General features: G+C 48.2%; 23 protein-coding genes. 12 read left to right on the top strand and 11 right to left on the bottom strand.

Going from position 1 to position 23,827, the window contains the following annotated elements; genetic code table 11:
- The first annotated feature begins 9 nt into the window (after positions 1-9).
- Positions 10-1,020 carry an asparaginase gene (ansA, locus tag FH974_RS10730; protein WP_047884014.1) on the top strand — a complete coding sequence of 337 codons (1,011 nt, stop codon included), beginning with the start codon at positions 10-12 and terminating at the stop codon, positions 1,018-1,020.
- A 99-nt stretch (positions 1,021-1,119) separates the two neighbouring features.
- On the opposite strand, the gene dbpA is transcribed toward ansA, so the two are convergent.
- Positions 1,120-2,508 carry an ATP-dependent RNA helicase DbpA gene (gene dbpA / locus FH974_RS10735; RefSeq protein ID WP_047884013.1) on the bottom strand — a complete coding sequence of 463 codons (1,389 nt, stop codon included), beginning with the start codon at positions 2,506-2,508 and terminating at the stop codon, positions 1,120-1,122.
- A gap of 225 nt (positions 2,509-2,733) precedes the next feature.
- On the opposite strand from dbpA, the gene FH974_RS10740 reads away from it, so the two are divergent.
- Positions 2,734-3,411, top strand: a complete 678-nt coding sequence (locus FH974_RS10740; protein WP_047884012.1) for a glutathione S-transferase family protein — start codon at positions 2,734-2,736, stop codon at positions 3,409-3,411.
- 124 nt (positions 3,412-3,535) lie between these two features.
- Here the strand turns inward: FH974_RS10740 and FH974_RS10745 are convergent, their stop codons facing one another.
- Positions 3,536-3,829 carry a YeaC family protein gene (locus FH974_RS10745; protein WP_047884210.1) on the bottom strand — a complete coding sequence of 98 codons (294 nt, stop codon included), beginning with the start codon at positions 3,827-3,829 and terminating at the stop codon, positions 3,536-3,538.
- Between the two features lie 203 nt (positions 3,830-4,032).
- Between FH974_RS10745 and FH974_RS10750 the strand changes: the two genes are divergently transcribed.
- Entirely contained in the window at positions 4,033-4,878 is an 846-nt protein-coding gene (locus tag FH974_RS10750) for a DUF2989 domain-containing protein (protein WP_242551824.1), read from the top strand.
- Between the two features lie 126 nt (positions 4,879-5,004).
- Here the strand turns inward: FH974_RS10750 and msrB are convergent, their stop codons facing one another.
- Positions 5,005-5,403 carry a peptide-methionine (R)-S-oxide reductase MsrB gene (msrB, locus tag FH974_RS10755; RefSeq protein WP_047884011.1) on the bottom strand — a complete coding sequence of 133 codons (399 nt, stop codon included), beginning with the start codon at positions 5,401-5,403 and terminating at the stop codon, positions 5,005-5,007.
- A gap of 349 nt (positions 5,404-5,752) precedes the next feature.
- On the opposite strand from msrB, the gene gap reads away from it, so the two are divergent.
- Positions 5,753-6,748 (top strand): type I glyceraldehyde-3-phosphate dehydrogenase, encoded by a 996-nt coding sequence (gap, locus tag FH974_RS10760; RefSeq protein ID WP_047884010.1) that lies wholly within the window; start codon positions 5,753-5,755, stop codon positions 6,746-6,748.
- A 247-nt stretch (positions 6,749-6,995) separates the two neighbouring features.
- A complete protein-coding gene (locus tag FH974_RS10765; protein ID WP_047884009.1) occupies positions 6,996-7,871 on the top strand; it encodes a D-hexose-6-phosphate mutarotase in 876 nt (291 codons plus the stop codon).
- Positions 7,872-8,090: 219 nt separating this feature from the next.
- On the opposite strand, the gene FH974_RS10770 is transcribed toward FH974_RS10765, so the two are convergent.
- Positions 8,091-8,471, bottom strand: a complete 381-nt coding sequence (locus tag FH974_RS10770; protein WP_047884008.1) for a VOC family protein — start codon at positions 8,469-8,471, stop codon at positions 8,091-8,093.
- A 573-nt stretch (positions 8,472-9,044) separates the two neighbouring features.
- Here FH974_RS10770 and FH974_RS10775 point away from each other — a divergent pair.
- The 3 genes from FH974_RS10775 to FH974_RS10785 are packed head-to-tail and all read left to right on the top strand — an operon-like array spanning position 9,045 to position 13,871.
- On the top strand, positions 9,045-10,979 hold the full coding sequence (locus tag FH974_RS10775) for a PrkA family serine protein kinase (protein WP_047884007.1): 1,935 nt from the start codon (positions 9,045-9,047) through the stop codon (positions 10,977-10,979).
- A 32-nt stretch (positions 10,980-11,011) separates the two neighbouring features.
- Positions 11,012-12,283, top strand: coding sequence for a YeaH/YhbH family protein (locus FH974_RS10780; protein WP_047884006.1), 1,272 nt, complete (start codon positions 11,012-11,014; stop codon positions 12,281-12,283).
- A gap of 58 nt (positions 12,284-12,341) precedes the next feature.
- Positions 12,342-13,871, top strand: coding sequence for a SpoVR family protein (locus tag FH974_RS10785; protein WP_047884005.1), 1,530 nt, complete (start codon positions 12,342-12,344; stop codon positions 13,869-13,871).
- Positions 13,872-13,989: 118 nt separating this feature from the next.
- On the opposite strand, the gene fadR is transcribed toward FH974_RS10785, so the two are convergent.
- Positions 13,990-14,841, bottom strand: a complete 852-nt coding sequence (fadR, locus tag FH974_RS10790; RefSeq protein ID WP_047884004.1) for a fatty acid metabolism transcriptional regulator FadR — start codon at positions 14,839-14,841, stop codon at positions 13,990-13,992.
- A gap of 551 nt (positions 14,842-15,392) precedes the next feature.
- Between fadR and nhaB the strand changes: the two genes are divergently transcribed.
- On the top strand, positions 15,393-16,982 hold the full coding sequence (nhaB, locus tag FH974_RS10795; protein ID WP_047884003.1) for a Na(+)/H(+) antiporter NhaB: 1,590 nt from the start codon (positions 15,393-15,395) through the stop codon (positions 16,980-16,982).
- A 157-nt stretch (positions 16,983-17,139) separates the two neighbouring features.
- Positions 17,140-17,676 (top strand): disulfide bond formation protein DsbB, encoded by a 537-nt coding sequence (gene dsbB / locus FH974_RS10800; RefSeq protein WP_047884002.1) that lies wholly within the window; start codon positions 17,140-17,142, stop codon positions 17,674-17,676.
- A 136-nt stretch (positions 17,677-17,812) separates the two neighbouring features.
- On the opposite strand, the gene FH974_RS10805 is transcribed toward dsbB, so the two are convergent.
- Complete coding sequence (locus FH974_RS10805; RefSeq protein WP_047884001.1) at positions 17,813-18,208, bottom strand: (deoxy)nucleoside triphosphate pyrophosphohydrolase; 396 nt, start codon at positions 18,206-18,208, stop codon at positions 17,813-17,815.
- A gap of 90 nt (positions 18,209-18,298) precedes the next feature.
- Positions 18,299-18,946 (bottom strand): YecA/YgfB family protein, encoded by a 648-nt coding sequence (locus tag FH974_RS10810; RefSeq protein WP_047884000.1) that lies wholly within the window; start codon positions 18,944-18,946, stop codon positions 18,299-18,301.
- A 198-nt stretch (positions 18,947-19,144) separates the two neighbouring features.
- Here FH974_RS10810 and FH974_RS10815 point away from each other — a divergent pair, with 198 nt between their 5' ends.
- Together FH974_RS10815 and dusC are read left to right on the top strand one after the other, a co-directional pair.
- The gene (locus tag FH974_RS10815; protein WP_047883999.1) at positions 19,145-19,837 is read left to right on the top strand and encodes an NAD(P)H-binding protein; all 693 of its coding nucleotides are present in this window, start codon (positions 19,145-19,147) and stop codon (positions 19,835-19,837) included.
- Between the two features lie 75 nt (positions 19,838-19,912).
- Entirely contained in the window at positions 19,913-20,890 is a 978-nt protein-coding gene (gene dusC, locus FH974_RS10820; RefSeq protein ID WP_047883998.1) for a tRNA dihydrouridine(16) synthase DusC, read from the top strand.
- Positions 20,891-21,704: 814 nt separating this feature from the next.
- Here the strand turns inward: dusC and FH974_RS10825 are convergent.
- From FH974_RS10825 to FH974_RS10840, 4 genes are read right to left on the bottom strand one after another with little or no spacing between them, the layout of a single operon-like run.
- Positions 21,705-21,902, bottom strand: a complete 198-nt coding sequence (locus FH974_RS10825) for a hypothetical protein (RefSeq protein ID WP_207103267.1) — start codon at positions 21,900-21,902, stop codon at positions 21,705-21,707.
- A gap of 1 nt (position 21,903) precedes the next feature.
- Entirely contained in the window at positions 21,904-22,599 is a 696-nt protein-coding gene (locus FH974_RS10830) for a hypothetical protein (protein WP_140276683.1), read from the bottom strand.
- Positions 22,590-23,279, bottom strand: a complete 690-nt coding sequence (locus tag FH974_RS10835) for a hypothetical protein (protein WP_140276681.1) — start codon at positions 23,277-23,279, stop codon at positions 22,590-22,592. The genes FH974_RS10830 and FH974_RS10835 overlap by 10 nt, the downstream gene beginning before the upstream one ends.
- A 9-nt stretch (positions 23,280-23,288) precedes the next feature.
- Positions 23,289-23,825: a baseplate complex protein gene (locus FH974_RS10840; RefSeq protein ID WP_140276679.1), complete on the bottom strand. Its 537-nt coding sequence runs from the start codon at positions 23,823-23,825 to the stop codon at positions 23,289-23,291.
- Between the last annotated feature and the right edge of the window lie 2 nt (positions 23,826-23,827).

Consider the following 23,827-nt stretch of genomic DNA (forward strand, 5'->3'; position numbering starts at 1 on the left):
TACCTGAATATGGAAAGGAAACACATTTACATTGCTTACACTGGCGGCACCATTGGTATGCAGAAGTCAGACCATGGTTATATTCCTGTTGCGGGTTTTATGGAACAGCAACTGGAAAGCATGCCAGAATTCCATCGTGCAGAAATGCCAAAATTCACTATTCATGAGTACGATCCGCTGATCGACTCATCGGATATGACGCCAGCGGATTGGCAGCGCATTGCTGATGATATTAAAGCGAACTACGACAAGTATGATGGGTTTGTCATTTTGCATGGTACGGACACCATGGCATATACCGCATCTGCTCTGTCATTTATGTTCGAAAACCTGAACAAACCGGTGATCGTTACCGGTTCGCAGATCCCGCTTGCTGAGCTACGCTCAGATGGCCAGAGCAACCTGCTCAATGCCCTGCATATTGCTGCGAATTACCCGGTAAACGAAGTCACCGTTTTCTTCAACAACAAACTGATTCGTGGTAACCGAAGCACGAAGGCGCACGCTGACGGGTTCAACGCATTCATTTCGCCGAACCTGCCACCACTGCTTGAAGCGGGTATTAACATCCAGCTGAATAACGTGGAAGTGAACAAACAGCCGGATGGAGCATTCAAGGTGCACAACATCACGCCGCAACCTATCGGTGTGATCACTATGTATCCGGGCATTTCTCCTGAAGTGATTCGCAACACCCTTCGCCAGCCGGTCAATGCAATGATCCTGCTGACGTTTGGCGTGGGCAATGCCCCGCAGAACCCTGAGTTGCTGGAGCAGCTGAAAGAAGCCAGCGACCGTGGCGTGATTGTCGTGAACCTGACCCAGTGTCTGTCCGGTAAGGTCAACATGGGTGGTTACGCCACTGGCTGTGCCCTGGCTGATGCTGGTGTGATCAGTGGCTACGATATGACACCGGAAGCCGCCCTGGCGAAACTGCACTACCTGCTGAGTCTGGATCTGCCGACAGAAACGATTCGCGAGAAAATGCAGCAAGACCTACGCGGCGAGCTGTCTCACTGATAGCTCACAGCGTGTCGCATCCCGTGCGATTGAGATAAAAAAAACAGCGAGGAAATACCCTCGCTGTTTTTTTATTGTTTTTGACCGTAGCAACCAGAATCAGTCACGAATCTGGCGAACTCGGAATGAACGCCCTTTCAGCTTACCGCGTTCCAGCTTTTTCAGCGCCGTGCGTGCCACATCACGCTGCACCGCTACGTACGCACAGAAGTCAAACACGTTGATCTTACCTACTTGGCTACCGGCAATCCCGCTCTCACCCGTCAATGCACCCAGAATATCCCCCGGACGCACTTTCTGCTTCTTACCACCGCCAATCTGCAGAGTCACCATACTTGGCTCCTGCGCAGGCAGATCAAGCAGATGAGAAGGCGGCAAAGCTTCCCCTTCAATGGTCTGCTCCAGGTATTCTTCCAACAGAAGGACCTTATAGTGCTCTTTGTCACTGAAGAACGAACAGGCCACCCCTTTGCCACCAGCACGACCTGTACGGCCAATACGGTGCACATGCACTTCCGTGTCACGAGCCAGTTGATAGTTCACAACCGCGTCCAGCGCATCAATATCCAAGCCGCGTGCGGCAACATCGGTCGCGACCAGTACCGAAGCACTTTTGTTGGCAAAACGCACCAGAGTCTGATCCCGCTCGCGCTGCTCCAGATCCCCGTGAAGGGCAATCGCACTAACGCCATGATAGTTCAGCTCATCAGCCACTTCCTGAGCTTCACGCTTGGTGTTACAGAACACCACGGTTGATTCCGGCTGATGATGCGCCAGCAGCAGACGCAACGCCGTCATACGCTCTTCATTGGTCTCAACTTTGAAGAAATGCTGGCGAATACTGCTGCTGTCATGCGTCGATGACACTTTCACCACCACCGGGTCCTGCATGATACGACCGGCAATAGATTTGATCTGCGTCGGATAGGTCGCACTGAACAGCAGAGTCTGACGATCTGAAGGGGCAGCATCAATGATCTCATCCAGTGCTTCCTGAAAGCCCATTTCAAGCATGCGATCGGCTTCGTCCAGAATCAGCAAATTCAGATCATCCAGGTTCAGGTAACCTTTGCGGACATGCTCTTCAACCCGCCCCGGCGTCCCCACCACGATGTGCGCACCATGTTCCAGTGAACCAATCTGAGGGCCGAACGGCATACCGCCACACAGGGTCAGTACCTTGATGTTATGAATAGCCCGCGCCAGACGGCGAATTTCGTTCGCCACCTGATCGGCCAGCTCGCGCGTTGGGCACAGAACCAGCGACTGCACGCGGAAGCGTTTCACATTCAGGTGTTCAAGGACCCCCAGACCGAATGCCGCTGTTTTACCGGAGCCGGTCTTACCCTGGGCAATGATATCTTTCCCCGCCAGAATATGGGGCAGGCTCTGGGCCTGAATTGGCGTCATTTGCTCATAACCCAGCGATGACAGGTTAGAAAGCAGATCAGGTTTCAGATCCAGGGTCGAAAAAGCAGTCTGGCTCACGGTCAGTATCCTATGTAGCGCCACATTATCATGCAGCAAAATTACCCTGCGTCCGATACGCAGGGACAAGGGCAGCGACACTACCAGCCTTTAGCCGAAAAATAAACCAATTCTCAGGGGATCACCCACCGGGAAATTTCCTTTCATCTCAGCAAAGCTGCGAACATTGTCAGGATTGCCAACTACACTTTCACTATTCGAAATCACAACAGGCATATACCCCTTATGATTTTGCACGGCTCTTCTATTTCACCATTTGTCAGGAAGATCATGCTGGCGCTGGCTTACAAAGGGATCAGCTATGAATTGCAGCCGCTCAATCCCTATGTTGAAAAAGAGCTGGCTCAGAAGCGCCACCCGTTAGGCAAGGTGCCGGTACTGGAACATGATGGCCATAACATTATCGATTCCACCGTGATCGCCCATTATCTCGATGATCTCTACCCTGTCCCGCCGCTATACCCGGGAACCGCTTCGTCCCGGGCTAAAATTCGCTGGTTGGAAGAATATGCTGATACCCGCCTGACCTCTCTGATTGGCGGCGTGCTGTTCTACCAGAAAATATTGCGCGGCAAAATGTTGAATAAAGAGGTTGATGATGACGCCGTGGAACAGTGTCTGGAGCACCATCTGCCATTGGCACTGGCTTATCTTGAAGAGCAGTTACCCGAAGAAGGGTTTGTCGGGGAGCATCTGTCGATGGCGGAAATCAGTCTGTGGAGCATTCTGCGCAGTGGCTGGATGGCCGGACTGAGGCTGTCAAACTACCCCAAAATTCAGGCCTACATGTCTGCCATTGAACAGGAGCCCTGGATAGCCAACCTGATCAGTGAAGAAGACCACGAGCTGTCAGGCTTTTACTGCAAGCCCGTGATCATCGGAACCATTGCGACAGACGCTTAACCAGGACAAATGCTCAACGAAAAAGATACTTCATCAAGAGCGTCTCAGTGGAATCGGAGCAACTTAACCGAGAAGTGCGTCTTGCGTGCGTCTATTAAGGGTTCCGCTTATGTACAGTGACAGGTTACAGATCGTTGTGCTCGAAGCGAGCGATCTCCGAGCCGGTATTGTCTTCAATACCAAAGTCGCGCTTTAGCTCTGTCTTCGACTTAAACTTAATCTCTCCCCCCTTGGCGACCGTCATGTGCTCGGCATCCGCATTGTTACGCGACTGATAAAGCATCACAGCTTGCATCGCTGAATCACGTTGCTGCTCGGTCAGTGGTGTACCATCCGGCCACTTTCCGATTTCCACAGCAGTGGCAATGCGTTGGTAAACCTCTGGGGTCATAGCGTTTAGCAATCTTTCAAGTTCCATGGCGACTTCATTCCGGTGATCATTATGATTGTTCATTCGTCCGCTTTCGCTGCCAGAAACAGGATTACGACGATGTCAGTGTGATATACCAATTTCTTGCTGACTTCGACAAATCCCCGAGGCTATTTTGCTTATGGGATCACACTGCAGAAACGTATTTTACATCCGTTATTTCTCTGGTCGTTCAGGTAAACTTATAACCTATGTATCAGAAAGAAAAAATTGTTGCCATGACCACTCCCGTCTCCCTGATAAAACACTGCGCTGTGATCGCCAGCATTCTGCTGCTAGGCGGATGCTATGAGCGCCACAGAACCACAGACAGCCTCTGTGAAAGCTATCCGCAGATTTGTGCTGATACCAATATTGATGACGGGCAGTGCCGACTACAACGAACCACCCTGATCTGGCAGCGCTACGATGTGCTGAAAAACCCGACAGATGCCGAAAAATTTAAAGAGCTGAAATTTACTTACGATTATCAGAAATGCCTTGAGTATGCTGCCCGCATTGAGCCAACCGAGCTGAAAGAGCGAAAAACCATTCGTACCCAGGCATTACTGCATGCCTATGACTCCATTCGGCGCCTGAATGAAGAGCTGGCTCAGTCTGATGATCCTGAAATCCTCTATTTCCGCCTGAGTCAGGGCGACAAAACGGCAATGACCAAATTTTTAAAACTGGAAGGCTCAGAAGTTCTCGACTCACCCGATCTGCAATTTGCACTGGCAACCATCTACATCGCCAAAGATCAGGATAAAACGGTATCTTTCCTGTTGCGGGCTCTGGAGTTGTATCAGCCGAATCAGCCAATCAAACCGGAAATTATTCAAAGTCTGGCGACCTTGTCGCACCAGAAGGGAAATCAAGACGCCGCTTATTTATGGGCCCGGGTTGGCCACGAACTAGGGATGCAAACGGCCAATATTGAAAAGCTGGATGCCTTCTATCCGATGCCTGAGCAAGCTCGTCTTGCATTAGTACAAAAAGCCCAGTACGTCGCCAAGGCGCTGCGCGACGGAGTGTTTACGGCCCGTATGGCGTTTTAGACAACCGCTCCAAACACGATGCTCAGAGCCCTGTTCTTCTCATGACCCAGCAGCCCTTTCCCGACAAAAAACCGGATGGGCAACTGCCGCATCCGGTTTTTGGTATTTCATCGCAATAAACGCGAACTATTCTTCAGACTGACCAGCGAAAATCAGCGAGACCGAGTTCACGCAGTAACGCTCACCCGTTGTGTCTGGCGGCCCGTCCGGGAACACATGGCCCAAATGGCTGTCGCAATTGGCGCAGCGAATTTCAATCCGGTGCATGCCATGGCTGAAATCTTCCAAGTATCGAATCGCGTCTTTACTGACCGGCTCATCAAAGCTCGGCCAACCGCAGCCGGAGTCATACTTATTGTCAGAGTGAAACAGGGAAGCCTGGCAGCAAGTGCAGCTATACACGCCAGTTTCACGGTTGTGAAGCAGTTTGCCGGAGAAAGGCGGTTCTGTTCCTTGCTCACGACAAATATGATATTGCTCATCAGTGAGCCTTTCTCGCCAGTAAGCATTTGATTTATCTGACATTACTTTTCCTTATCTCGTTTCTTTACACCTTCCGTATGCATTTAGATTTGCCTATTTTCGCAAGAGTGGCACATACTTTTTGCTCGAAAGGATTTTACAACTTCATTGCTCATTTAAGCATAAATGCCCCTGCCTGCGTGCAGATATTAAAAGTTAATAACGGCAATGATGGATATTTATACAAGGTTTGTTCAAATTTGCAGCGTTGTAGAAGGAATGTAAAAAAAATCCGAACTTTTTTTTGACCTCACGCAATTTAAGTTCGTTTTTCACTTGCAGGGTCACGACAGATTCTGTAATTTTACTACCAGTTATCTTTCATTAGAAATTAAGTTGTGGAGCAACTGTAATGACTATCAAAGTAGGTATTAACGGTTTTGGCCGTATCGGTCGTTTCGTATTTCGTGCTGCTCAAGAGCGCGCTGACATCGAAGTAGTAGGTATCAACGACCTTATCGACGTTGAATACATGGCTTACATGCTGAAATACGACTCAACTCACGGCCGTTTCAACGGTACTGTTGAAGTAGAAGGCGGCAACCTGATCGTTAACGGCAAAACTGTACGTGTAACTGCAGAACGCAACCCAGCAGACCTGAAATGGGGCGAAATCGGTGTTGACGTTGTCGCTGAAGCAACTGGTCTGTTCCTGACTGACGAAACAGCTCGTAAACACATCGAAGCTGGTGCGAAGAAAGTTGTACTGACTGGTCCTTCAAAAGACAAGACTCCAATGTTCGTAATGGGCGTTAACCACGCTACTTACGCAGGTCAAGACATCGTTTCTAACGCTTCTTGTACTACTAACTGTCTGGCTCCAATCGCTAAAGTTCTTAACGATAACTTCGGCATCGAGTCTGGCCTGATGACTACTGTTCACGCAACAACTGCTACTCAGAAGACTGTTGACGGTCCTTCTGCGAAAGACTGGCGTGGTGGCCGTGGTGCGGCTCAGAACATCATCCCATCTTCAACTGGTGCAGCTAAAGCAGTAGGCGTTGTTCTTCCAGAACTGAACGGCAAACTGACTGGTATGGCTTTCCGTGTACCAACTGCTAACGTTTCTGTTGTTGACCTGACTGTTAACCTGGAAAAAGCAGCTTCTTACGAAGACATCAAAGCAGCTATGAAAGCCGCTTCTGAAGGCGAACTGGCTGGCGTACTGGGCTACACTGAAGACGCAGTAGTTTCTACTGACTTCAACGGCGACATTCGCACTTCAATCTTCGACGCTGCAGCTGGTATCGCTCTGACTGACAAATTCGTTAAAGTTGTATCTTGGTACGACAACGAAATCGGTTACTCAAACAAAGTTCTTGACCTGATCGCTCACATCTCTAAGTAATGTAAGCTTTCAGTGACTAAAAGGCGGCACTTCGGTGCCGCCTTTTTTGTATATTGTTCTCAGTAACAAATGAAATAGAATAATAAAATCAGACAATATTTCAAAACCGATCACAGTTTTAACAAATAAATTTTAATTTTTGCTGATATTTTTTAAATTAAAATAAGTGAGTAAATTACTGTGCTTTTCCTTCATAAAACCCTATAAAAGCTCAGTGATTTAGTTATTAACGTCAAAAGGATATCCAATGGAAAGACGAAATCTTACAACAGTTGCTGTTCTGTCTGATGCCGTGACCATTTGCGAATTCAACGGGATGAAAATTGTTCGGGTGCTTCATAATGAAGCTGAAGCCGGTATTTCATTACACGGCGGGCACCTGATTTGGTATCGTCCAGCAGATGAAGCAGACGTCATCTGGTTGAGTGAAAAGGCGGAGTTTGATCCAGCCAAAGCAATTCGCGGCGGTATCCCGGTATGCTGGCCTTGGTTTGGGAAAACAGCGACACCGTCCCATGGTTTTGCCCGTATCAGTGAATGGTCATTGCTGGAGCACCGCGAGAATGAAAACGGCGTTATTGTGGCTTTATCTTTGGAAGACAGTGACGATACCCGGGCTATCTGGCCTCACAAATTCCGTAATATCCTGACCTTTGAAATAGGACGCTCTCTCAAGGTATCGCTGACTTCAACCAATACCGATGATTCACCGTGGAACTACGCGGGTGCCCTGCACTCCTATTTCCAGATACAGGATATTCGTTGTACCCAGATAACGGGTATGGGCACTGACTTCCTCGACAGTACAAAAGGAAATGAAGCTGACAGCACGGCAGAGCCTTTAACATTTGAAGGCGAAGTGGATCGCGTCTATGTCCGACCTCAGGCGACCATTACCATTGATGATAATGCGGCACGCCAGTTGCTGATAACCAACCATGGGCACAATGCTGCAGTTATCTGGAATCCGTGGCAAGCACTGTCTGAGGCTATGGGTGATATGGCAGATAACAGCTACGAGACCATGGTATGCGTAGAATCCACCATTCACAGCGACCAGACGATTACACTTGCTCCGGGTGAGTCTCACACTCTGAGCACTGAGGTTCGTGTTTCCCGCTAGGTACTTACGACACCAATCACTGCTGATCTGTGCTAATGCTAAGTAATAGCAAATGCCAAGGCTGAGACATTCCGTCATTAAAGCGTTATCACTAGCTTCAGGGCTGTTCACCGGCAGCCCTGCTCTCTGGTTTGACAGCAGATCAATTTGGGTAAATTCCCATCACGTCCAGTCAAGCATATCGAGTGCGTTCAAGCCCACCTCTTATTTATTCAACCGTCAGGCTAACATCTGGGTCGTGGCTTCAATCAACACCCACCCGTTACCGTCAGGATCTGCAAAAGTCGCAAACCGGCCGCCGATAATGGTGACAATTTCTGACAAAGGCACTCCCCTGCTTGAGAGTTCATGATGCGTTGCATGAATATCATCCGTCTGAACCACCAATCCTTGCACTGAGCCCGGCGTCATTCCCCCAAAAGGCATAACAAGACTGATTGTGGTTTCTGCACCTTTTGGCGCCAGCTGAATCCAGCGTCGATGGTTATCTGCCAGGTGGTCACGAATCAGCTCAAAACCCAGTGCATCGCGATAAAACGCCAAAGCCAGACTTTGGTCAGACACCGGGATAGAAACCGTATCAACACGTGAAATTCCCATGAATCTACTTCCCCCAATACGTCGCATTTTCCTTAGCATATGCCAGAGGTTTTGATTTGGCTCACAAATTAATACCTCGTCGCAATCCTTCAACATTTCCACTACCCCACAATCGGGAGTGAGCCTCAGGACATTGACCGGGTTTACTGTGTAATGAGCCCGAAAAAGTGTGCACTTTTTCAAAAAACACATCATGGGCTGATACCTTGCGATAAAACGCCATTCATCAATAATGAAATCCTTTTCATTCAGCGAATAACGCCACTCTTAACAAGAAAACCAGTTCAATCAGCTAATTATTATTTCAACCGCTAATATCACATTTTTCCAACATTATCGTGAACATTTTTTAAACACTCCCCCTTGCAGAACGCAATTTATAGGAGGATAGTAGAAATATGGACAAGAAATAATCAGCTCGTCAGGTAGAAGGTAAAAAGGAAATTTAGTTTATAAACCAACAACTCAGTGAAGCAATTTAATCAGTTAGGTCTAGTCTTATGTTAAGAGGGATGTGAAAGTAATTTGTTTTCGTCCTTTCTAATTGATTGAAGAACGATTCAGGGGCATACCATGAGTATTTTTGACCACTATCGTCAACGCTATGAAGAAGCCAAGGATGAAGAGCTTTCATTGCAAGAATTCCTTGAGATTTGTCGCAACGACCGCAGTGCATATGTGAATGCAGCTGAGCGCTTGCTAATGGCAATCGGCGAACCGGAAATGATCGACACCGCTCACGACCCACGTCTGAGCCGACTGTTCTCTAACCGCGTGATCTCCCGCTACAAAACGTTCGAAGATTTCTACGGTATGGAAGATGCGATCGAACAAATCGTGTCATACCTTAAACACGCCGCTCAAGGCCTGGAAGAACGTAAGCAAATTCTCTACTTACTGGGTCCGGTCGGGGGTGGTAAATCCTCGCTGGCTGAAAAACTGAAAAGCCTGATGCAGAAAGTACCGGTTTACGTACTGACTGCAAATGGTGAACGCAGCCCGGTTAATGACCATCCTTTCTGTTTATTCGATAAAAATGAAGATGGCGAAATTCTGAGCAAAGAATTCGGCATCCCTGAGCGCTATCTGAATACCATCATGTCTCCTTGGGCCGCGAAACGCCTGCATGAGTTTGGTGGAGATATCACTAAATTCAAAGTGGTGAAGGTTCGCCCTTCGATTCTTGACCAGGTCGGTATTGCGAAAACCGAACCCGGCGATGAAAACAACCAGGATATCTCTTCACTGGTTGGTAAAGTCGACATCCGTAAACTGGAGCACTTCTCGCAGGATGACCCGGATGCCTACAGCTACTCCGGTGCACTGTGTAAAGCTAACCAGGGGCTGATGGAATTCGTTGAGATGTTCAAGGCACCACTGAAGGTACTGCACCCATTGCTGACCGCCACTCAGGAAGGCAACTATAACGGTACTGAAGGTCTGTCTGCGCTGCCTTTCGACGGCATCATTCTGGCTCACTCCAACGAATCAGAATGGCAGACGTTCCGAAACAACAAGAACAACGAAGCCTTCCTTGACCGGGTATTTATTGTCAAAGTACCGTACTGCCTGCGTGTCTCTGAAGAAATTAAGATCTACGAAAAACTGTTAATGAACAGTGAACTGGCTGCTGCGCCTTGTTCACCAAGTACGTTGGACATTCTGGCTCGCTTCTCTGTCCTGTCACGCCTGAAAGAGCCTGAAAACTCCAGTATCTTTTCCAAAATGCGCGTCTATGACGGTGAAACCCTAAAAGACACTGACCCGAAAGCCAAGTCTTATCAGGAATATCGAGACTATGCCGGGGTTGATGAAGGGATGTCAGGTCTGTCGACCCGTTTCGCCTTCAAGATTCTATCGCGGGTGTTTAACTTTGATCACTCCGAAGTAGCCGCAAACCCGGTACACCTGTTCTACGTCCTGGAGCAACAGATTGAACGCGAACAGTTCCAGCAAGAAATTGCTGAAAAATACCTTGAGAACCTGAAAGGCTATCTGATTCCTAAATACGTCGAGTTCATCGGCAAAGAAATTCAGACCGCTTATCTGGAGTCTTACTCTGAGTACGGCCAGAACATCTTTGACCGCTACGTCAGTTACGCGGACTTCTGGATTCAGGATCAGGAATACCGTGATCCGGAAACCGGTCAGTTGTTTGACCGTGCAGCGCTGAACAATGAGCTGGAAAAAATCGAGAAACCAGCCGGTATCAGCAATCCGAAAGATTTCCGTAATGAAATCGTTAATTTCGTGCTGCGTGCCCGAGCCAATAACGCTGGTAAGAACCCGAACTGGACCAGTTACGAGAAGCTTCGGACCGTTATCGAGAAGAAAATGTTCTCGAACACCGAAGAATTGCTGCCGGTTATTTCATTCAATGCCAAGACCTCCACAGATGAGCAGAAGAAACACGACGATTTCGTTGCCCGTATGATGGAGAAAGGCTATACCCGCAAACAGGTCCGTCTGTTATCAGAATGGTATCTGCGTGTGCGTAAGTCGTCTTAAGCAGAGAATGGGATCATTTAAGGGGGGAGCTTATGGCGCATTTTATAGACCGCAGGCTCAACGGTAAAAACAAAAGCACGGTAAACCGTCAGCGTTTCTTACGCCGCCACAAACAGCAAATTAAAGAGTCAATTGCTGATGCGGTAAATAAACGCTCCATTACCGATGTGGAAAGCGGGGAAGATATCACAATTCCTTCCCGCGATATCCGCGAGCCAAGCTTTCACCAAGGCCGAGGTGGACAACGTGAAGTTGTCCACCCGGGTAACGACCAGTTCAGCACCGGTGACCGCATTGAACGCCCCCAAGGTGGGGGTGGTCAAGGTGGCGCTGGTGACGGACAGGCCAGCCCAGATGGTGAGGGCCAGGACGAGTTCGTATTCCAAATCTCCAAAGATGAATACCTCGATCTGCTCTTTGAGGATTTAGAGTTACCGAACCTGGAGAAAAACCAGCTTAACAAAATTGTGGAGTGGAAAACCTTCCGCTCCGGCTATAAGTCATCCGGGGTACCGGCCAATATTGCCATTGTAAAATCGTTGCAGAACTCGCTGGCACGACGCACTGCAATGACCGCAGCCAAGCGCCGCCAATTGCGCGAATTGGAACAGGCGCTGGACCTGCTGATGACGACGGAACCGGCTCAGCCATTCGAAGAAGAGCGAATTCGGGCTGAGATAGAAGAACTGCGAGCAAGGATCAACAAAGTACCGTTTATTGATACGTTTGATTTACGCTACAAAAACTATGAGCGCCGTCCGCAACCCACCAGCCAGGCTGTCATGTTCTGTCTGATGGACGTATCGGGCTCAATGGATCAGGCAACCAAAGATATGGCGAAGCGATTCTATATTCTGCTGTATCTGTTCCTGAACCGGACCTACAAAAATGTGGATGTAGTGTTCATCCGTCACCATACTCAGGCGAAAGAGGTCGACGAACACGAATTTTTCTACTCACAGGAAACCGGGGGAACCATCGTCTCCAGTGCCCTGCGCCTGATGGATGAAATCATTAAAAAACGGTATTCACCTAACGAATGGAATATTTACGCTGCTCAAGCCTCCGATGGCGATAACTGGGCTGATGATTCACCGGGCTGCCGTGAGTTACTGGGTAAACATATTCTGCCGGTAACCCGCTACTATGCCTACATTGAAATTACGCGCCGGGCACACCAGACACTGTGGCGAGAATACGAAGCACTGCAATCAGGCCACAGCAATTTTGCTATGCAAAACATAAGGAGTGTGGAGGATATCTTCCCGGTATTCAGGGAGTTGTTTAAAAAGCAAGTCAGTTAATATGACGTAACAGCGCTGCCTCACCGCAGCGCTGAACGCTGCGTCTGGGGAGTGTGCGATGGAGACAACCGCTAAAGCAAAAACACTCAGTGACGGTCCGGACTGGACATTCGATCTGCTAGAGAATTACCACCGGGAAATTAAGCGCGTTGCCGAATTCTACCGGCTTGACACTTATCCCAATCAGATCGAGATCATCACTGCTGAACAGATGATGGATGCCTACTCGAGTATCGGCATGCCTATCAACTATCATCACTGGTCATTCGGTAAGCGATTTATCGAGACTGAGCGAGGGTACAAACACGGCCAAATGGGTCTGGCTTATGAAATAGTCATTAACTCTGATCCGTGTATCGCGTATTTGATGGAAGAAAATACCATCACTATGCAGGCACTGGTAATGGCGCATGCCTGTTATGGCCACAACTCTTTCTTTAAGGGGAATTACCTATTCAAAACCTGGACCGACGCCAGTTCAATCATCGACTATCTGCTGTTTGCCCGTAAGTACATTACAAATTGCGAAGAAAAGTACGGGGTGGATGAAGTTGAGCGGTTGCTCGATTCCTGCCATGCGCTGATGAATTACGGCGTGGATCGCTATAAGCGTCCACAAAAAATTTCCATGGTAGAGGAGAAAGCACGCCAGAAAGCGCGTGAGGATTATCTGCAAACTCAGGTTAACGCCTTATGGCGAACCATTCCGACGCATACCGAGAAAGAGTCACAAGCCATTGAGATTCGCTTCCCGCAGGAGCCTCAGGAAAATATCCTGTATTTCATTGAAAAACATGCCCCACTCCTGGAGCCCTGGCAACGTGAGGTGGTTCGGATCGTACGTAAGGTCAGCCAGTATTTTTACCCTCAGAAACAAACTCAGGTAATGAATGAAGGCTGGGCAACCTTCTGGCACTACACCATCCTGAATCACCTCTATGATGAAGGACTGGTTACCGACCGCTTTATTATTGAGTTTTTACACAGTCACACGAATGTGGTGGCACAACCGAGCTATAACAGCCCGTATTATAACGGTATCAACCCTTATGCGCTGGGATTTGCAATGTTCCAGGATCTTCGCCGGATCTGTGAAAACCCTACCGAGGAGGACAAATACTGGTTCCCGGACATTGCCGGTAAAAACTGGCTGGATACCCTGCACTTTGCCATGCAGAACTTCAAAGATGAAAGCTTTATCAGTCAGTTCCTGTCACCGAAGTTGATCCGTGACTTTAAGCTATTTGCTGTCAATGATGATGACCGGCATAACTATATTGAAGTCAGCGCGATTCATAACGAGGAAGGGTATCGGGCCATAAGAGAAAAACTCTCGTCCCAGTATAACCTGAGCAATCACGAGCCAAATATTCAGGTTTGGAATGTGGCATTAAAAGGCGACCGCTCGCTGACACTGCGTTATGTACCGCATAACCGAGTCCCGCTGGCGGACAGCCATCATGAAGTGCTGAAACACCTGCACCGCTTGTGGGGCTTCGATGTCATTCTGGAAGAAGAATTGCCGGATGGCCGTAGTCAGATTCTGGCAACCTGCCCTAACAGAGGTCAATACAGTACGGACATTTGAAGATTCTGCCTGCACCTGCAATAGCAGTCCATCACAGAATACCTACAAACCAATACTCATAAACAAAAAGGAGATGCTTAGCATCTCCTTTCTTTTGGCATGCGGGTGAACGAGCGGCTTACTGCTCTTCTTCCACCAGGTAACGGGCAATCTCAAGACGATTGCTGTACCAGATTGCACCGCTTTCACGACCGTATTTGCGGATACGATCAGCCACCAGCTCTGGCTGGTTCTTTTCGCAATAGCTTTGCAGATCGCGATAAAACGCCAGTGCCAGCTCGCACGCTTCACGGGACATGAAGTAGTAACCACCTACACGGGTGTAGATCTTACGCAGTCCATTGATCGTCAGGGCATACAGAATATTGCCTGACTTCGCAGCCATCCCTTGGAACAGACGGTAGTCGAAGTAGTTAAAAGCACGGGCAAGTGAAATCGCTTCACAGGTTTCAGGATCTTCCTTACCGTACTTATCGACAATTTTCTTCACTTCCTGCATGAGTTCGGCTTTATCTTCGCTGCCTTCTACGAATTCTGCAAAGCTGTTGGCTTTCAGCAACGCTTCACATTCTTCGATAACATGGCCGATCAGCTTCACGCATTCTTCATGGTTACCCTTAACGGCATAACGCATGTATACGCTGCTGATGTCGGTACGTGCCGACAGCAAATCTTCCAGCACACCCTGTACATCCTGACCATCAAGCGTGATCAGAGTGTCCAGAATACTCAGTCCGGACGTGTCCATGTAATTGTTAACCCGGGTTGGCTTACCATGCTGAATCGTCAGCCAGCCATCTCGAGCCAGGCGCTGCAATACCTCACGAAGAGTTGTCCGTGTCACACCAATCAGTTCTGACAACTCTCGTTCTGCGGGAAGGATTGAGCCTTGTGGAAAATGATTATTCCAGATACTTTCAATGATATATTTCTCAGCAAATGTTGCTGGGCTATCAGCCTTTATAACCATCCGATTAAAATTCCAGTTGCTTCTTGCTCTCTTTTTATTAACTCATCATACCACCAGTCCCTGCTGATTGCCTACCCAATTGCAAAATAAGCATTCTGAGTGCTTATTTATCAGCTGCGCATAATAAAACGAGTGATATGCAATACGGACCACATTTTGACCGGATAAATCAAGCAAAATAAGTTCCCAATTCATACTTGACCTAGCTCAACGCAACCGGAAAAATGTAAGCATATATTTCATAAATTGCAGTTAATTTTGTGTTTACACGTGTTTTTTGATGAACAATCACAATCTTCATTTTCTTCATCTGTCTGCGCTTGACTGGTTTAGATCACGCGGTAGAGTTAGCACGTTTTTACACTGGGAGCTGAAAGGATGCTGCTGCCTGCTTTAAGTTAAAAACCATACTTTTATGGTTTTTAGCTTAGAGAGTCTCACAAGAACACATAACCACAATAATAATCATGGTTTACTTGCTCTCGGACTAGAAAGGCCAGACCAGCGTACAGCTCAGTTTTTTTCATTTGCGCACTTAAGAGACTCACAACATGGCTATTTCGCTAAGGAACGCCTTTATAAAAAACTTTTTGGGAAAGGCGCCTGACTGGTACAAAGTTGCCATCATCGCTTTCCTGATCATCAACCCTATCGTTTTCAGCATTAACCCGTTTGTTGCAGGTTGGCTGCTGGTCATTGAATTCATCTTTACCCTGGCCATGGCCCTGAAGTGTTATCCGCTTCAACCTGGTGGCCTGCTAGCTATTGAGGCGGTTGCCATCGGCATGACCAGCCCGGAAATGGTCAAACATGAACTCGTTGCCAACATTGAAGTTCTGCTGCTGTTGATCTTCATGGTGGCTGGCATCTACTTCATGAAGCAATTGCTGCTTTTCATGTTCACCAAGATTCTGATCGGGATTCGCTCAAAAACACTGCTTTCACTGTCTTTCTGTGTCATGGCGGCTTTTCTTTCTGCTTTCCTTGATGCTCTGACGGTTATTGCTGTTGTCATCAGCGTCACCATCGGTTTTTACAGCATTTACCACAAGGTCGCTTCTGGTCAGGAGCCACATGCCTCTCACGACCACACCAGCGATAAGCATATTCTGGAAGTCAGCCGTGATGACCTGGAAAACTACCGCGCCTTCCTGCGCAGCCTGCTGATGCACGCAGGTGTCGGTACCGCACTGGGTGGGGTAATGACAATGGTTGGTGAACCACAGAACCTGATCATTGCTGACCAGGCTGGCTGGCTGTTTGGCGAGTTTATTCTGCGTATGGCTCCAATCACCCTACCAGTGTTCCTGTGCGGCATCCTGACCTGTGTGCTGGTCGAAAAATTCCATATCTGCGGTTATGGTGCCAAGCTACCGGAAAATGTTCGAAAAATCCTGGTAGAGTTTGATAATGAAGAGCGCAAACGCCGTACAAACCTGGACTACGCAAAACTGATTATTCAGGTCGTCATTGCGGTATGGCTGATTGTCGGTCTGGCAATGCACCTTGCTGCGGTCGGCTTGATTGGTCTGACGGTGATTATCCTTGCAACCTCATTTACCGGCATCACAGAAGAACATGCACTGGGCAAAGCGTTTGAAGAAGCTCTGCCGTTTACCGCCCTGCTGGCAGTATTCTTCTCCGTGGTTGCGGTAATTATCGACCAACAACTGTTCGCGCCGATTATCGATATGGTACTGAGCCTGGAAGGCAGCGCACAGATGACCATGTTCTATATTGCGAACGGTCTGCTGTCGATGGTTTCAGATAACGTATTCGTAGGTACGGTATACATCAACGAAGTTAAAGCCGCCCTGACCCATGGGGTAATTACCCGTGAGCAGTTTGATATGCTGGCGGTGGCAATTAATACCGGTACTAACCTGCCGTCTGTTGCCACACCAAACGGTCAGGCAGCCTTCTTGTTCGCTCTGACATCAGCTCTGGCACCGTTGATTCGTCTGTCATACGGCCGTATGGTCTACATGGCGCTGCCATATACATTGGTGCTGTCGCTGGTTGGCCTGGCTTGTATCGAGTTCACACTGGTACCGATGACCCAATGGTTCTATGACATTGGCTGGCTGACTCAGGCTACAGCAGATGCTGTTGGCCATGTTGCACCGGCAGTTGGACATTAATTGAATCTTTGACAAAGATAAAGGTCAATACATCAACCAGACGGTAAGCTAACGCCCTGTTTCCGCAGGGCGTTAAACGTGCAATCTGAGTGACCTAGCACTCAGTGGCCGAGATTACCTTACCCTCTGCGGTTTAGACTTTTATCAGGAACAATCAATGCACTTTCTATATACCTTCTCCAAAAGCCGCCTATCCTGGGCTCTACTTCTGGCTTTCGTGATTTTCTTCGAAAGCTGCGCCTTATTTTTTCAACACGTGATGAAGCTCGATCCCTGTGTAATGTGCATTTATGAACGTGTTGCAATGCTGGGGATCGGCGTGGCGGCCATTGTGGGCATGATCGCTCCTCAAAACCCGGTTGTTCGCTGGGTTGGACTGACTGGATGGGGCTACAGTGCGTATCAGGGGCTGATGCTGTCGATTGAACATGTGGGTTACCAGTTCCCGGAATTTCCGTGGTCTGCTTCCTGTGCATTGGATGTCAATTTTCCGAGCTGGGCACCGCTGAACCAGTGGGTACCCTGGATGTTTGAGGCCTCCGGTGATTGCGGCAAAATTGTCTGGCAATTCCTTGGGCTGTCAATGCCTCAGTGGCTGGAAGTCATTTTCGCGGGTAACCTGGTGGTGCTGGCGATCATCATCTTGGCCCAATTTTTCGGCAATCGTAAAAGATCCATGCTGCGCTCGCGCTAAATAGTTAATGTAAACAAAAACGCGAGATACAAAAAAGCGAGCCGGATGGGCTCGCTTTTTTTCTGCCTTATCGAACAGTTCATCTTCATCAGCTGTCAGGCCCAAACCAGCCGCAGCGAAACGTACCGAATAAGGCTTAATCGGTACCTGCCTCTAAAGCCAAAAGGGCCTCAACGATTGGGTAATCCGCCGGGCACAAAGCGTACTGCGCAATAGCATCAGCTTCCAGCCAGACAGCATCCTGGTGACTGTGCAACACAATCTCACCCGCCAGCCAGTGCGAGATGTATCCCTTAAGCAGAATCACCTTGTCACCGTAATCAAACAGACTATCCGCAAGAAACTGACCAGTCTGAGTTTCAATGGCCAGTTCCTCCATCAGCTCACGTTCTAGTGCCTGCTGAGGTGTTTCCTGAGGCTCCACTTTGCCGCCGGGAAACTCCCACAGTCCGCCTTGGCTGGCATGTGCCAATCGCTGGGTCAGCAGATAGCACCCGTCTTTTTCGATGACACCGGCAACGACAAGTATCACTGGTTTCTCTGGCTTTGATACCGGCGAAGATTGTATGGGCGAAGATAACGTTGAGGAATTCAGCGATGAACGTAATTTATCGGTCACAACTTATTGCCCGCAGCAATGCTTGAATTTCTTCCCACTACCGCACAGGCAAATATCATTACGGCCCATTTCTTTATACGGGTTCACAGCTTGTGCTGCTGCTCCCTGCTGCAATTCATCCGCCGCCATAACAACTTCGGTCAGCATCAAAGGGAACTGTGCATACAGCGCAGCTGGCTCTGGCATGCCTGTCACCCCAGCTTCGTCCATTTGTGCCAGTGTCGCTTCTTCATCAAGCATCAGCATCACCGTTGTGATCAACGCCGATAGCATTCGCATTGTGCCGTCAGACATCGTCTGCTCAGCCCAGTTAGGCTCAATAAATGGCCACACAGCGAGAAAGCCCTCGGCAAACTCAGCCATTTCAGGCGTGACACCTTTCGCCTCATCCCAGCAGACCTGCTCCGGCAGCTGAAATTCACCCGCTTTGATGTACCGGTACTGCAGCTCAAAGTGATTCAGGATACTCTGCGTTTGCTCATTGCTCAGGCTAACCGCATCATCTTCATCGACCCCACCCGTTACCAGCACCGGCAACCATACTTCAGGATCCAGTGGTTTCGGGTTGGCGTTAGCAGCCAGCAGAGCACCTTCAATAAAGGTGGCAGGCATACCTTCCCAATTGGTCGGTAAAGTTATCAGTTGTGTCATGTTTCGCATCTCTTGGTGTCGGCTAAGTCGCCAATTATATACCTGATGGTAACTCCGACACCACTTCACACCTGACGAGAGCGGCCAAATCCTGGCTCTACTTCCCCATCATCAGGAATAAGTCGACAATTTTGTTGAACTTATCACCAGTCAGTGGCAAAAATGAAGCAAGATTTCTTCTCATATCAGGCAAAGATCATGACGTTGACTAATGCCCAGGCCATTATCGCCGGAGCCAGTGGTTTGGTTGGTGATGAACTGGTCCACCTCCTGCTCAATCACGACAATATCAGTAAAGTCTACTCACTCTCGCGACGGGAGTTACCGTTGCACAGTAAAAAACTGGTGCAAATTGTGAATCCGGAACTTCGGGTCACGGAGTGGCACGACACGAATGCCCAGCCGGCTTACGGCTTCATTTGCCTGGGGACAACCAAAAAGCAGGCAGGTAGCCAGCATGCTCTGGAAGCGGTTGATCTACATCTGGTCAAAGACGTTGCCCGAACCATGAAAATCGTCGGTGTCCGCCACTTAGTCGTTATTTCCAGCCTGTTCGCCAACCCTTACTCGCCGTCGCATTACCTGCGTACCAAAGGGAAAATGGAACAGGCCCTCAGCAAAATGGGATTCGAGCACTGTATTTTTGTCCGGCCGGGCCCGCTCAAAGGTGACCGTGCCCAGCCAAGAGCCGACGAAAAACTGGTACAGGAAACACTCGCGATTATTCACCCTCTGATGTTGGGCCCATTGAAAAATCTTGAACCTATCCCTGCCGAACAGGTCGCCAGGCAAATGGTATCTTTGGCCTTTTCGGCTGCCAGACATGAACTTCCGGCCGTGTATCGTGTGTCAGGTCGGACTCTATTAGACAAGCCAGCCAATACCCTCTAAAATTTCGCCCCCTGACCCGCCTGTTGCCTTCCATTGCTAGTCAACAGGCTTCTGCCACCAGCAAAAGAGAAATCCATGCGTTTAATTTTAGGCCCGATGGAAGGTGTGGTTGATCACCTGATGCGGGAAATGCTGACTGAAATCAATGACTACGACCTATGTGTCACCGAGTTTGTGCGCGTTGTTGATCAGTTGCTGCCAAAAAGTGTGTTTTATCGTCTTTGCCCTGAGCTTCTACAGGGCGGGAAAACGACTTCCGGCACCCCGGTTCGCGTTCAGCTGCTTGGTCAGGACCCGCACTGGATGGCAGAAAATGCCTGTCAGGCAATCGAATTAGGTTCACCCGGTGTGGATATCAATTTCGGTTGTCCGGCTAAAATGGTCAATAAAAGTAAAGGCGGCGCTGCCCTTCTGCAAAATCCTCAGCTGATGTATGACATCGTTAAGGCGGTACGTGATGCTGCTGACTGCCGTAAACCGGTCACAGCAAAAGTTCGCCTGGGCTGGGACGATCCTAACCACTGCTTTGAAATTGCAGATGCGGTTGCTCAAGCTGGTGCCGATGAAATTGTGATTCATGGCCGCACTAAAACTGATGGCTACAAAGCCGAAGCCATTAAGTGGGATTACATCCGTCAGGTGAAAGACAAATTGTCGATTTCAGTGGTCGCAAACGGCGAAGTCTGGAACCATGATGACGCCCAGCGCTGCATGACAACCACCGCGGCGGACGCTCTCATGGTTTGCCGAGGCGCTATCAACCTGCCGAACCTGGGCAATGTCATCAAATACAACCACTCACACATGGAATGGGAAACGGTTCTGCAGTTACTGCTGCAATATTCGACCTACGAAATCAAAGGCGATAAAGGACTTTATTACCCTAACCGCATCAAGCAATGGTTTTCATACCTGCGTCACGAATATCCTCAGGCGAAAGAGTTGTTTGCTGATATCCGTAAACACAACAAGGCAGCCCCCATTGTTGAAACGCTCAAGCTAGCCCGAGAAACGCTTGAATCCGATTCCGGTGAATCTGGTATGGTAGCCTGACAAGCTTCAGCATAAAGCGAAAACGGTAGTATTCGCATACAACGAAACTAAAAATAAAGAAAAGCGCCCAATGGCGCTTTTCTTTATTTTTGAGGTGTGCTCAAAACTTAACGACGATTGGGATGATTGATGATGTGGTCTTACTAAAAAGCAGTTAATTACATTTTTAAAATCAAACACTTAATTAATTGCAAATTGCAATTTGTCCCAAAAATGTCCACAACGTGAATTTATGGGCATCTGGCAAAATCGCGTTTTCTGTCATTGCTTTGTTCTCTTTTTCCGTTCACTTTTCCAGCTTCATCTCATGAACTAATTTGAAAAAACAGTTTTGCTGTCAGATTGGCGCTAAAACCTTGCTGTATCTGGCTTAGCTGCCAACTAAAGAGATCTTTAATTTTGCACACTAGATCTTTAAAAACTGACGAAAAACACAGAGCAACATTATAAATCAACAATTTACAATAAATCACCAGATCTTTGCAGATCGTTATTATTGCATTTTATCGAAAAAAAGCGCAATTGTTGAAATTCTATTAGGCGCAATATAAGCCCTTTTCAGCGGCTTTTCATATCACTCGAAGCCCTTATAGTAAAAGGCTTTATCACGTGTTCTACGCCTTCCCTAGCCCCGTAGATTTTCACTAAATCAAAATTGCGAAAAAACCAGATCGAAGACGTCGCAGGTGGGGAGGAGGAGTGCGGATTCCGTCACCTGAGTGCTCCTTTACGTGGTTCTAGCTTTAGCTATGCATTGGCTTTAGATATAAGAAAAGCGCCCATGGTGGGCGCTTGGTGGTGATATGGTTGCCTTTTAGCTTACTTTGTAGGTTCCGGAAGAGCTGCCGCCTGTTACTGGCACTTGGGCATTCTGAGTAATTTCGTCCACTACTGCGTTAGCAATGGCTTCTGCCATCTTACCTGCCATAGCGAATTCACCATCAAGAACAAAGCCCTGTGCTTTCAATTCGTTTTCTAATTTCTGTTTCAATGATGCTGTGCTTAGTGCCATCTTACTTACCTGCAAATACAGTGGTTGATACGTCTACATGCGGCTTACCCATAAACGGGCAAATGCTTGCACCTGTGCACACTCCTTTACCACCATTCATCTTTATCGAGTCCGCATTCTCGGTGATATTCTTAGCAGTGGTCGCCTTATTACCTTTGACAGTTTCCGTGTGGTCACCTTCAATCTCGGCTAAACGATTTTCCAGTACTTTGATGCGTTGGTTAAGACATTCCAGCTTGTCGTCTTTATCTGTCTTTCGCTCAAAGTTTCCATCTTGGTCTACCAATTGGTAAACGCCTTTCCGTTGTTGGTATCGGCTTTCACCTTCCTTGACACCTGGTAACTTGAAGCCAAGAGGAAGAACGCAACGAATAAAAGGTTTGTCCGGTTGCCCGAACATGAAACCTAGTTCTACGATACTCCCAACAGCAGGTGGCTCTAATCGGCCAGCATGTTCACCAAGACCTGGAACCGGAAGTGGTACCGCCTGTAATGGTGGTTTATCTTCGTATTCCATACCTTTTTCATCGAGCAACTGAACATCCACTGCATAGTGAGGATAAAAGCGATCAGACAAATCACCTTCTTCTGGCAACTCTGGCAATGCGACTACCTTGCCCCACCTGGGCAAATGCCACTGACCTGTGAATTCTGGAAATAGCCGGAAGATAATGCGCTTGATGGTATTCACATCCATGTTAGCTTTGCCTCCGTTCCTTCGAACTCCACACCGACTAAGCGAAGTCCATTCACGACAACACCTGGCTTCAACTTTGGAATAGCTGGTATCTTTACCGACTTGTTGGCCGTGTGGTTTGTCATAAGCTCATTGGGTACGTTGATAGGTTTATCTGCCCAGAATGAATCCTTCCAACTGCCTACGTAAATTTGTCCATTGCCTTGTTGCTGCCAGAATAAGCCATCAATGCTGAACGCTTGAGCTAATTCGTCTATGACTCGATAGCCGTTGCCATCGCTATAAAAACAAGGAATGGCCGTTTTGCTGTAGGCTTTCTCTGGTACCACAAATTGAAGGCCCGTTTTATTGGTTACTTCGCTAAGCAGCTGCATAAGTGTTGGGTGACGCATGATGATGTTAAGTGGCTTGTAAAGTATTGCCGCTAATTCGCGGCAAAATACTTTAGACCAACCTTTTTCGGCTGGCTGAACTCGCTCAATGTAACCAAAAAAGACTCGCGTAATATCATCACCCCAACCTAAATCCACAGCGATGATAGTATTTGGCTCTGGACTGCCTTCAACTGAGAGTTCACAACGACCTGGTGTGTTTTCACTAAAGACTATGCGATGGCTTTTCACCTTGGCTTTGTTTTTACCAAGGTAAGCGCGGCAAAGAAACTTGTTGTTTGTTGTCATACATCACCACTAAGCCAAGGCATTATCGACAGCTTTGAGCACCTTCATAACACCAGTCAACTCCACTTCTGTACCTGGCGGCACATCGTCACTTTGTCCAGCTTCAACTGGAGTATTTACACCTTGCACTTTTTGCTGCGCGGCGGGTTTATCCGGTTGGCGTTGTTCGACTCGCTCTGGTACCGATAGATGCTCTACAAGTTCAAATGAAACGCTCCATTGCCTGTGAGAATCTTGCTCATCTGCACGAACGGCTCCTTGAAATTTCACCTGGCGAATTTTCAAAGCCTCTGCCGTTTTGTTGCTAATGCGGTAGATTTGCCGAGCATCGTTTTCTTGTGCTTCCGCCATGCTGAATAAGTTGGTTAGTAGCTGTTTTTTGGTAAATGGGATCACGCCTTTCACGGTCAGAATTTTACCTTTGCTGCCTGTTTCCGCTTGGTCTGTAGCAGAGGTCTGGCCGGACATATCCTGTCCAGCCAGTTGCTGACGAACGCTAATGCGTAGGTTCTTTAGTGGGAGTTGGATACCGTTTAGGGTTAGCATTT

This window comes from Photobacterium ganghwense, from assembly GCF_017329545.1.
Classification (GTDB): Bacteria; Pseudomonadota; Gammaproteobacteria; order Enterobacterales; family Vibrionaceae; genus Photobacterium; species Photobacterium ganghwense.

What these genes read in the sequence shown, in the direction of transcription:
- ansA (WP_047884014.1), top strand. Translation starts at nt 10, where the DNA reads ATGGAAAGGAAACACATTTACATTGCTTACACTGGCGGCACCATTGGT.
- FH974_RS10740 (WP_047884012.1), top strand. Translation starts at nt 2,734, where the DNA reads ATGATTTTGCACGGCTCTTCTATTTCACCATTTGTCAGGAAGATCATG.
- FH974_RS10745 (WP_047884210.1), bottom strand. Translation starts at nt 3,829, where the DNA reads ATGGAACTTGAAAGATTGCTAAACGCTATGACCCCAGAGGTTTACCAA.
- FH974_RS10750 (WP_242551824.1), top strand. Translation starts at nt 4,033, where the DNA reads ATGTATCAGAAAGAAAAAATTGTTGCCATGACCACTCCCGTCTCCCTG.
- msrB (WP_047884011.1), bottom strand. Translation starts at nt 5,403, where the DNA reads ATGTCAGATAAATCAAATGCTTACTGGCGAGAAAGGCTCACTGATGAG.
- gap (WP_047884010.1), top strand. Translation starts at nt 5,753, where the DNA reads ATGACTATCAAAGTAGGTATTAACGGTTTTGGCCGTATCGGTCGTTTC.
- FH974_RS10765 (WP_047884009.1), top strand. Translation starts at nt 6,996, where the DNA reads ATGGAAAGACGAAATCTTACAACAGTTGCTGTTCTGTCTGATGCCGTG.
- FH974_RS10770 (WP_047884008.1), bottom strand. Translation starts at nt 8,471, where the DNA reads ATGGGAATTTCACGTGTTGATACGGTTTCTATCCCGGTGTCTGACCAA.
- FH974_RS10775 (WP_047884007.1), top strand. Translation starts at nt 9,045, where the DNA reads ATGAGTATTTTTGACCACTATCGTCAACGCTATGAAGAAGCCAAGGAT.
- FH974_RS10780 (WP_047884006.1), top strand. Translation starts at nt 11,012, where the DNA reads ATGGCGCATTTTATAGACCGCAGGCTCAACGGTAAAAACAAAAGCACG.
- FH974_RS10785 (WP_047884005.1), top strand. Translation starts at nt 12,342, where the DNA reads ATGGAGACAACCGCTAAAGCAAAAACACTCAGTGACGGTCCGGACTGG.
- fadR (WP_047884004.1), bottom strand. Translation starts at nt 14,841, where the DNA reads ATGGTTATAAAGGCTGATAGCCCAGCAACATTTGCTGAGAAATATATC.
- nhaB (WP_047884003.1), top strand. Translation starts at nt 15,393, where the DNA reads ATGGCTATTTCGCTAAGGAACGCCTTTATAAAAAACTTTTTGGGAAAG.
- dsbB (WP_047884002.1), top strand. Translation starts at nt 17,140, where the DNA reads ATGCACTTTCTATATACCTTCTCCAAAAGCCGCCTATCCTGGGCTCTA.
- FH974_RS10810 (WP_047884000.1), bottom strand. Translation starts at nt 18,946, where the DNA reads ATGACACAACTGATAACTTTACCGACCAATTGGGAAGGTATGCCTGCC.
- FH974_RS10815 (WP_047883999.1), top strand. Translation starts at nt 19,145, where the DNA reads ATGACGTTGACTAATGCCCAGGCCATTATCGCCGGAGCCAGTGGTTTG.
- dusC (WP_047883998.1), top strand. Translation starts at nt 19,913, where the DNA reads ATGCGTTTAATTTTAGGCCCGATGGAAGGTGTGGTTGATCACCTGATG.
- FH974_RS10825 (WP_207103267.1), bottom strand. Translation starts at nt 21,902, where the DNA reads ATGGCACTAAGCACAGCATCATTGAAACAGAAATTAGAAAACGAATTG.
- FH974_RS10830 (WP_140276683.1), bottom strand. Translation starts at nt 22,599, where the DNA reads ATGGATGTGAATACCATCAAGCGCATTATCTTCCGGCTATTTCCAGAA.
- FH974_RS10835 (WP_140276681.1), bottom strand. Translation starts at nt 23,279, where the DNA reads ATGACAACAAACAACAAGTTTCTTTGCCGCGCTTACCTTGGTAAAAAC.
- FH974_RS10840 (WP_140276679.1), bottom strand. Translation starts at nt 23,825, where the DNA reads ATGCTAACCCTAAACGGTATCCAACTCCCACTAAAGAACCTACGCATT.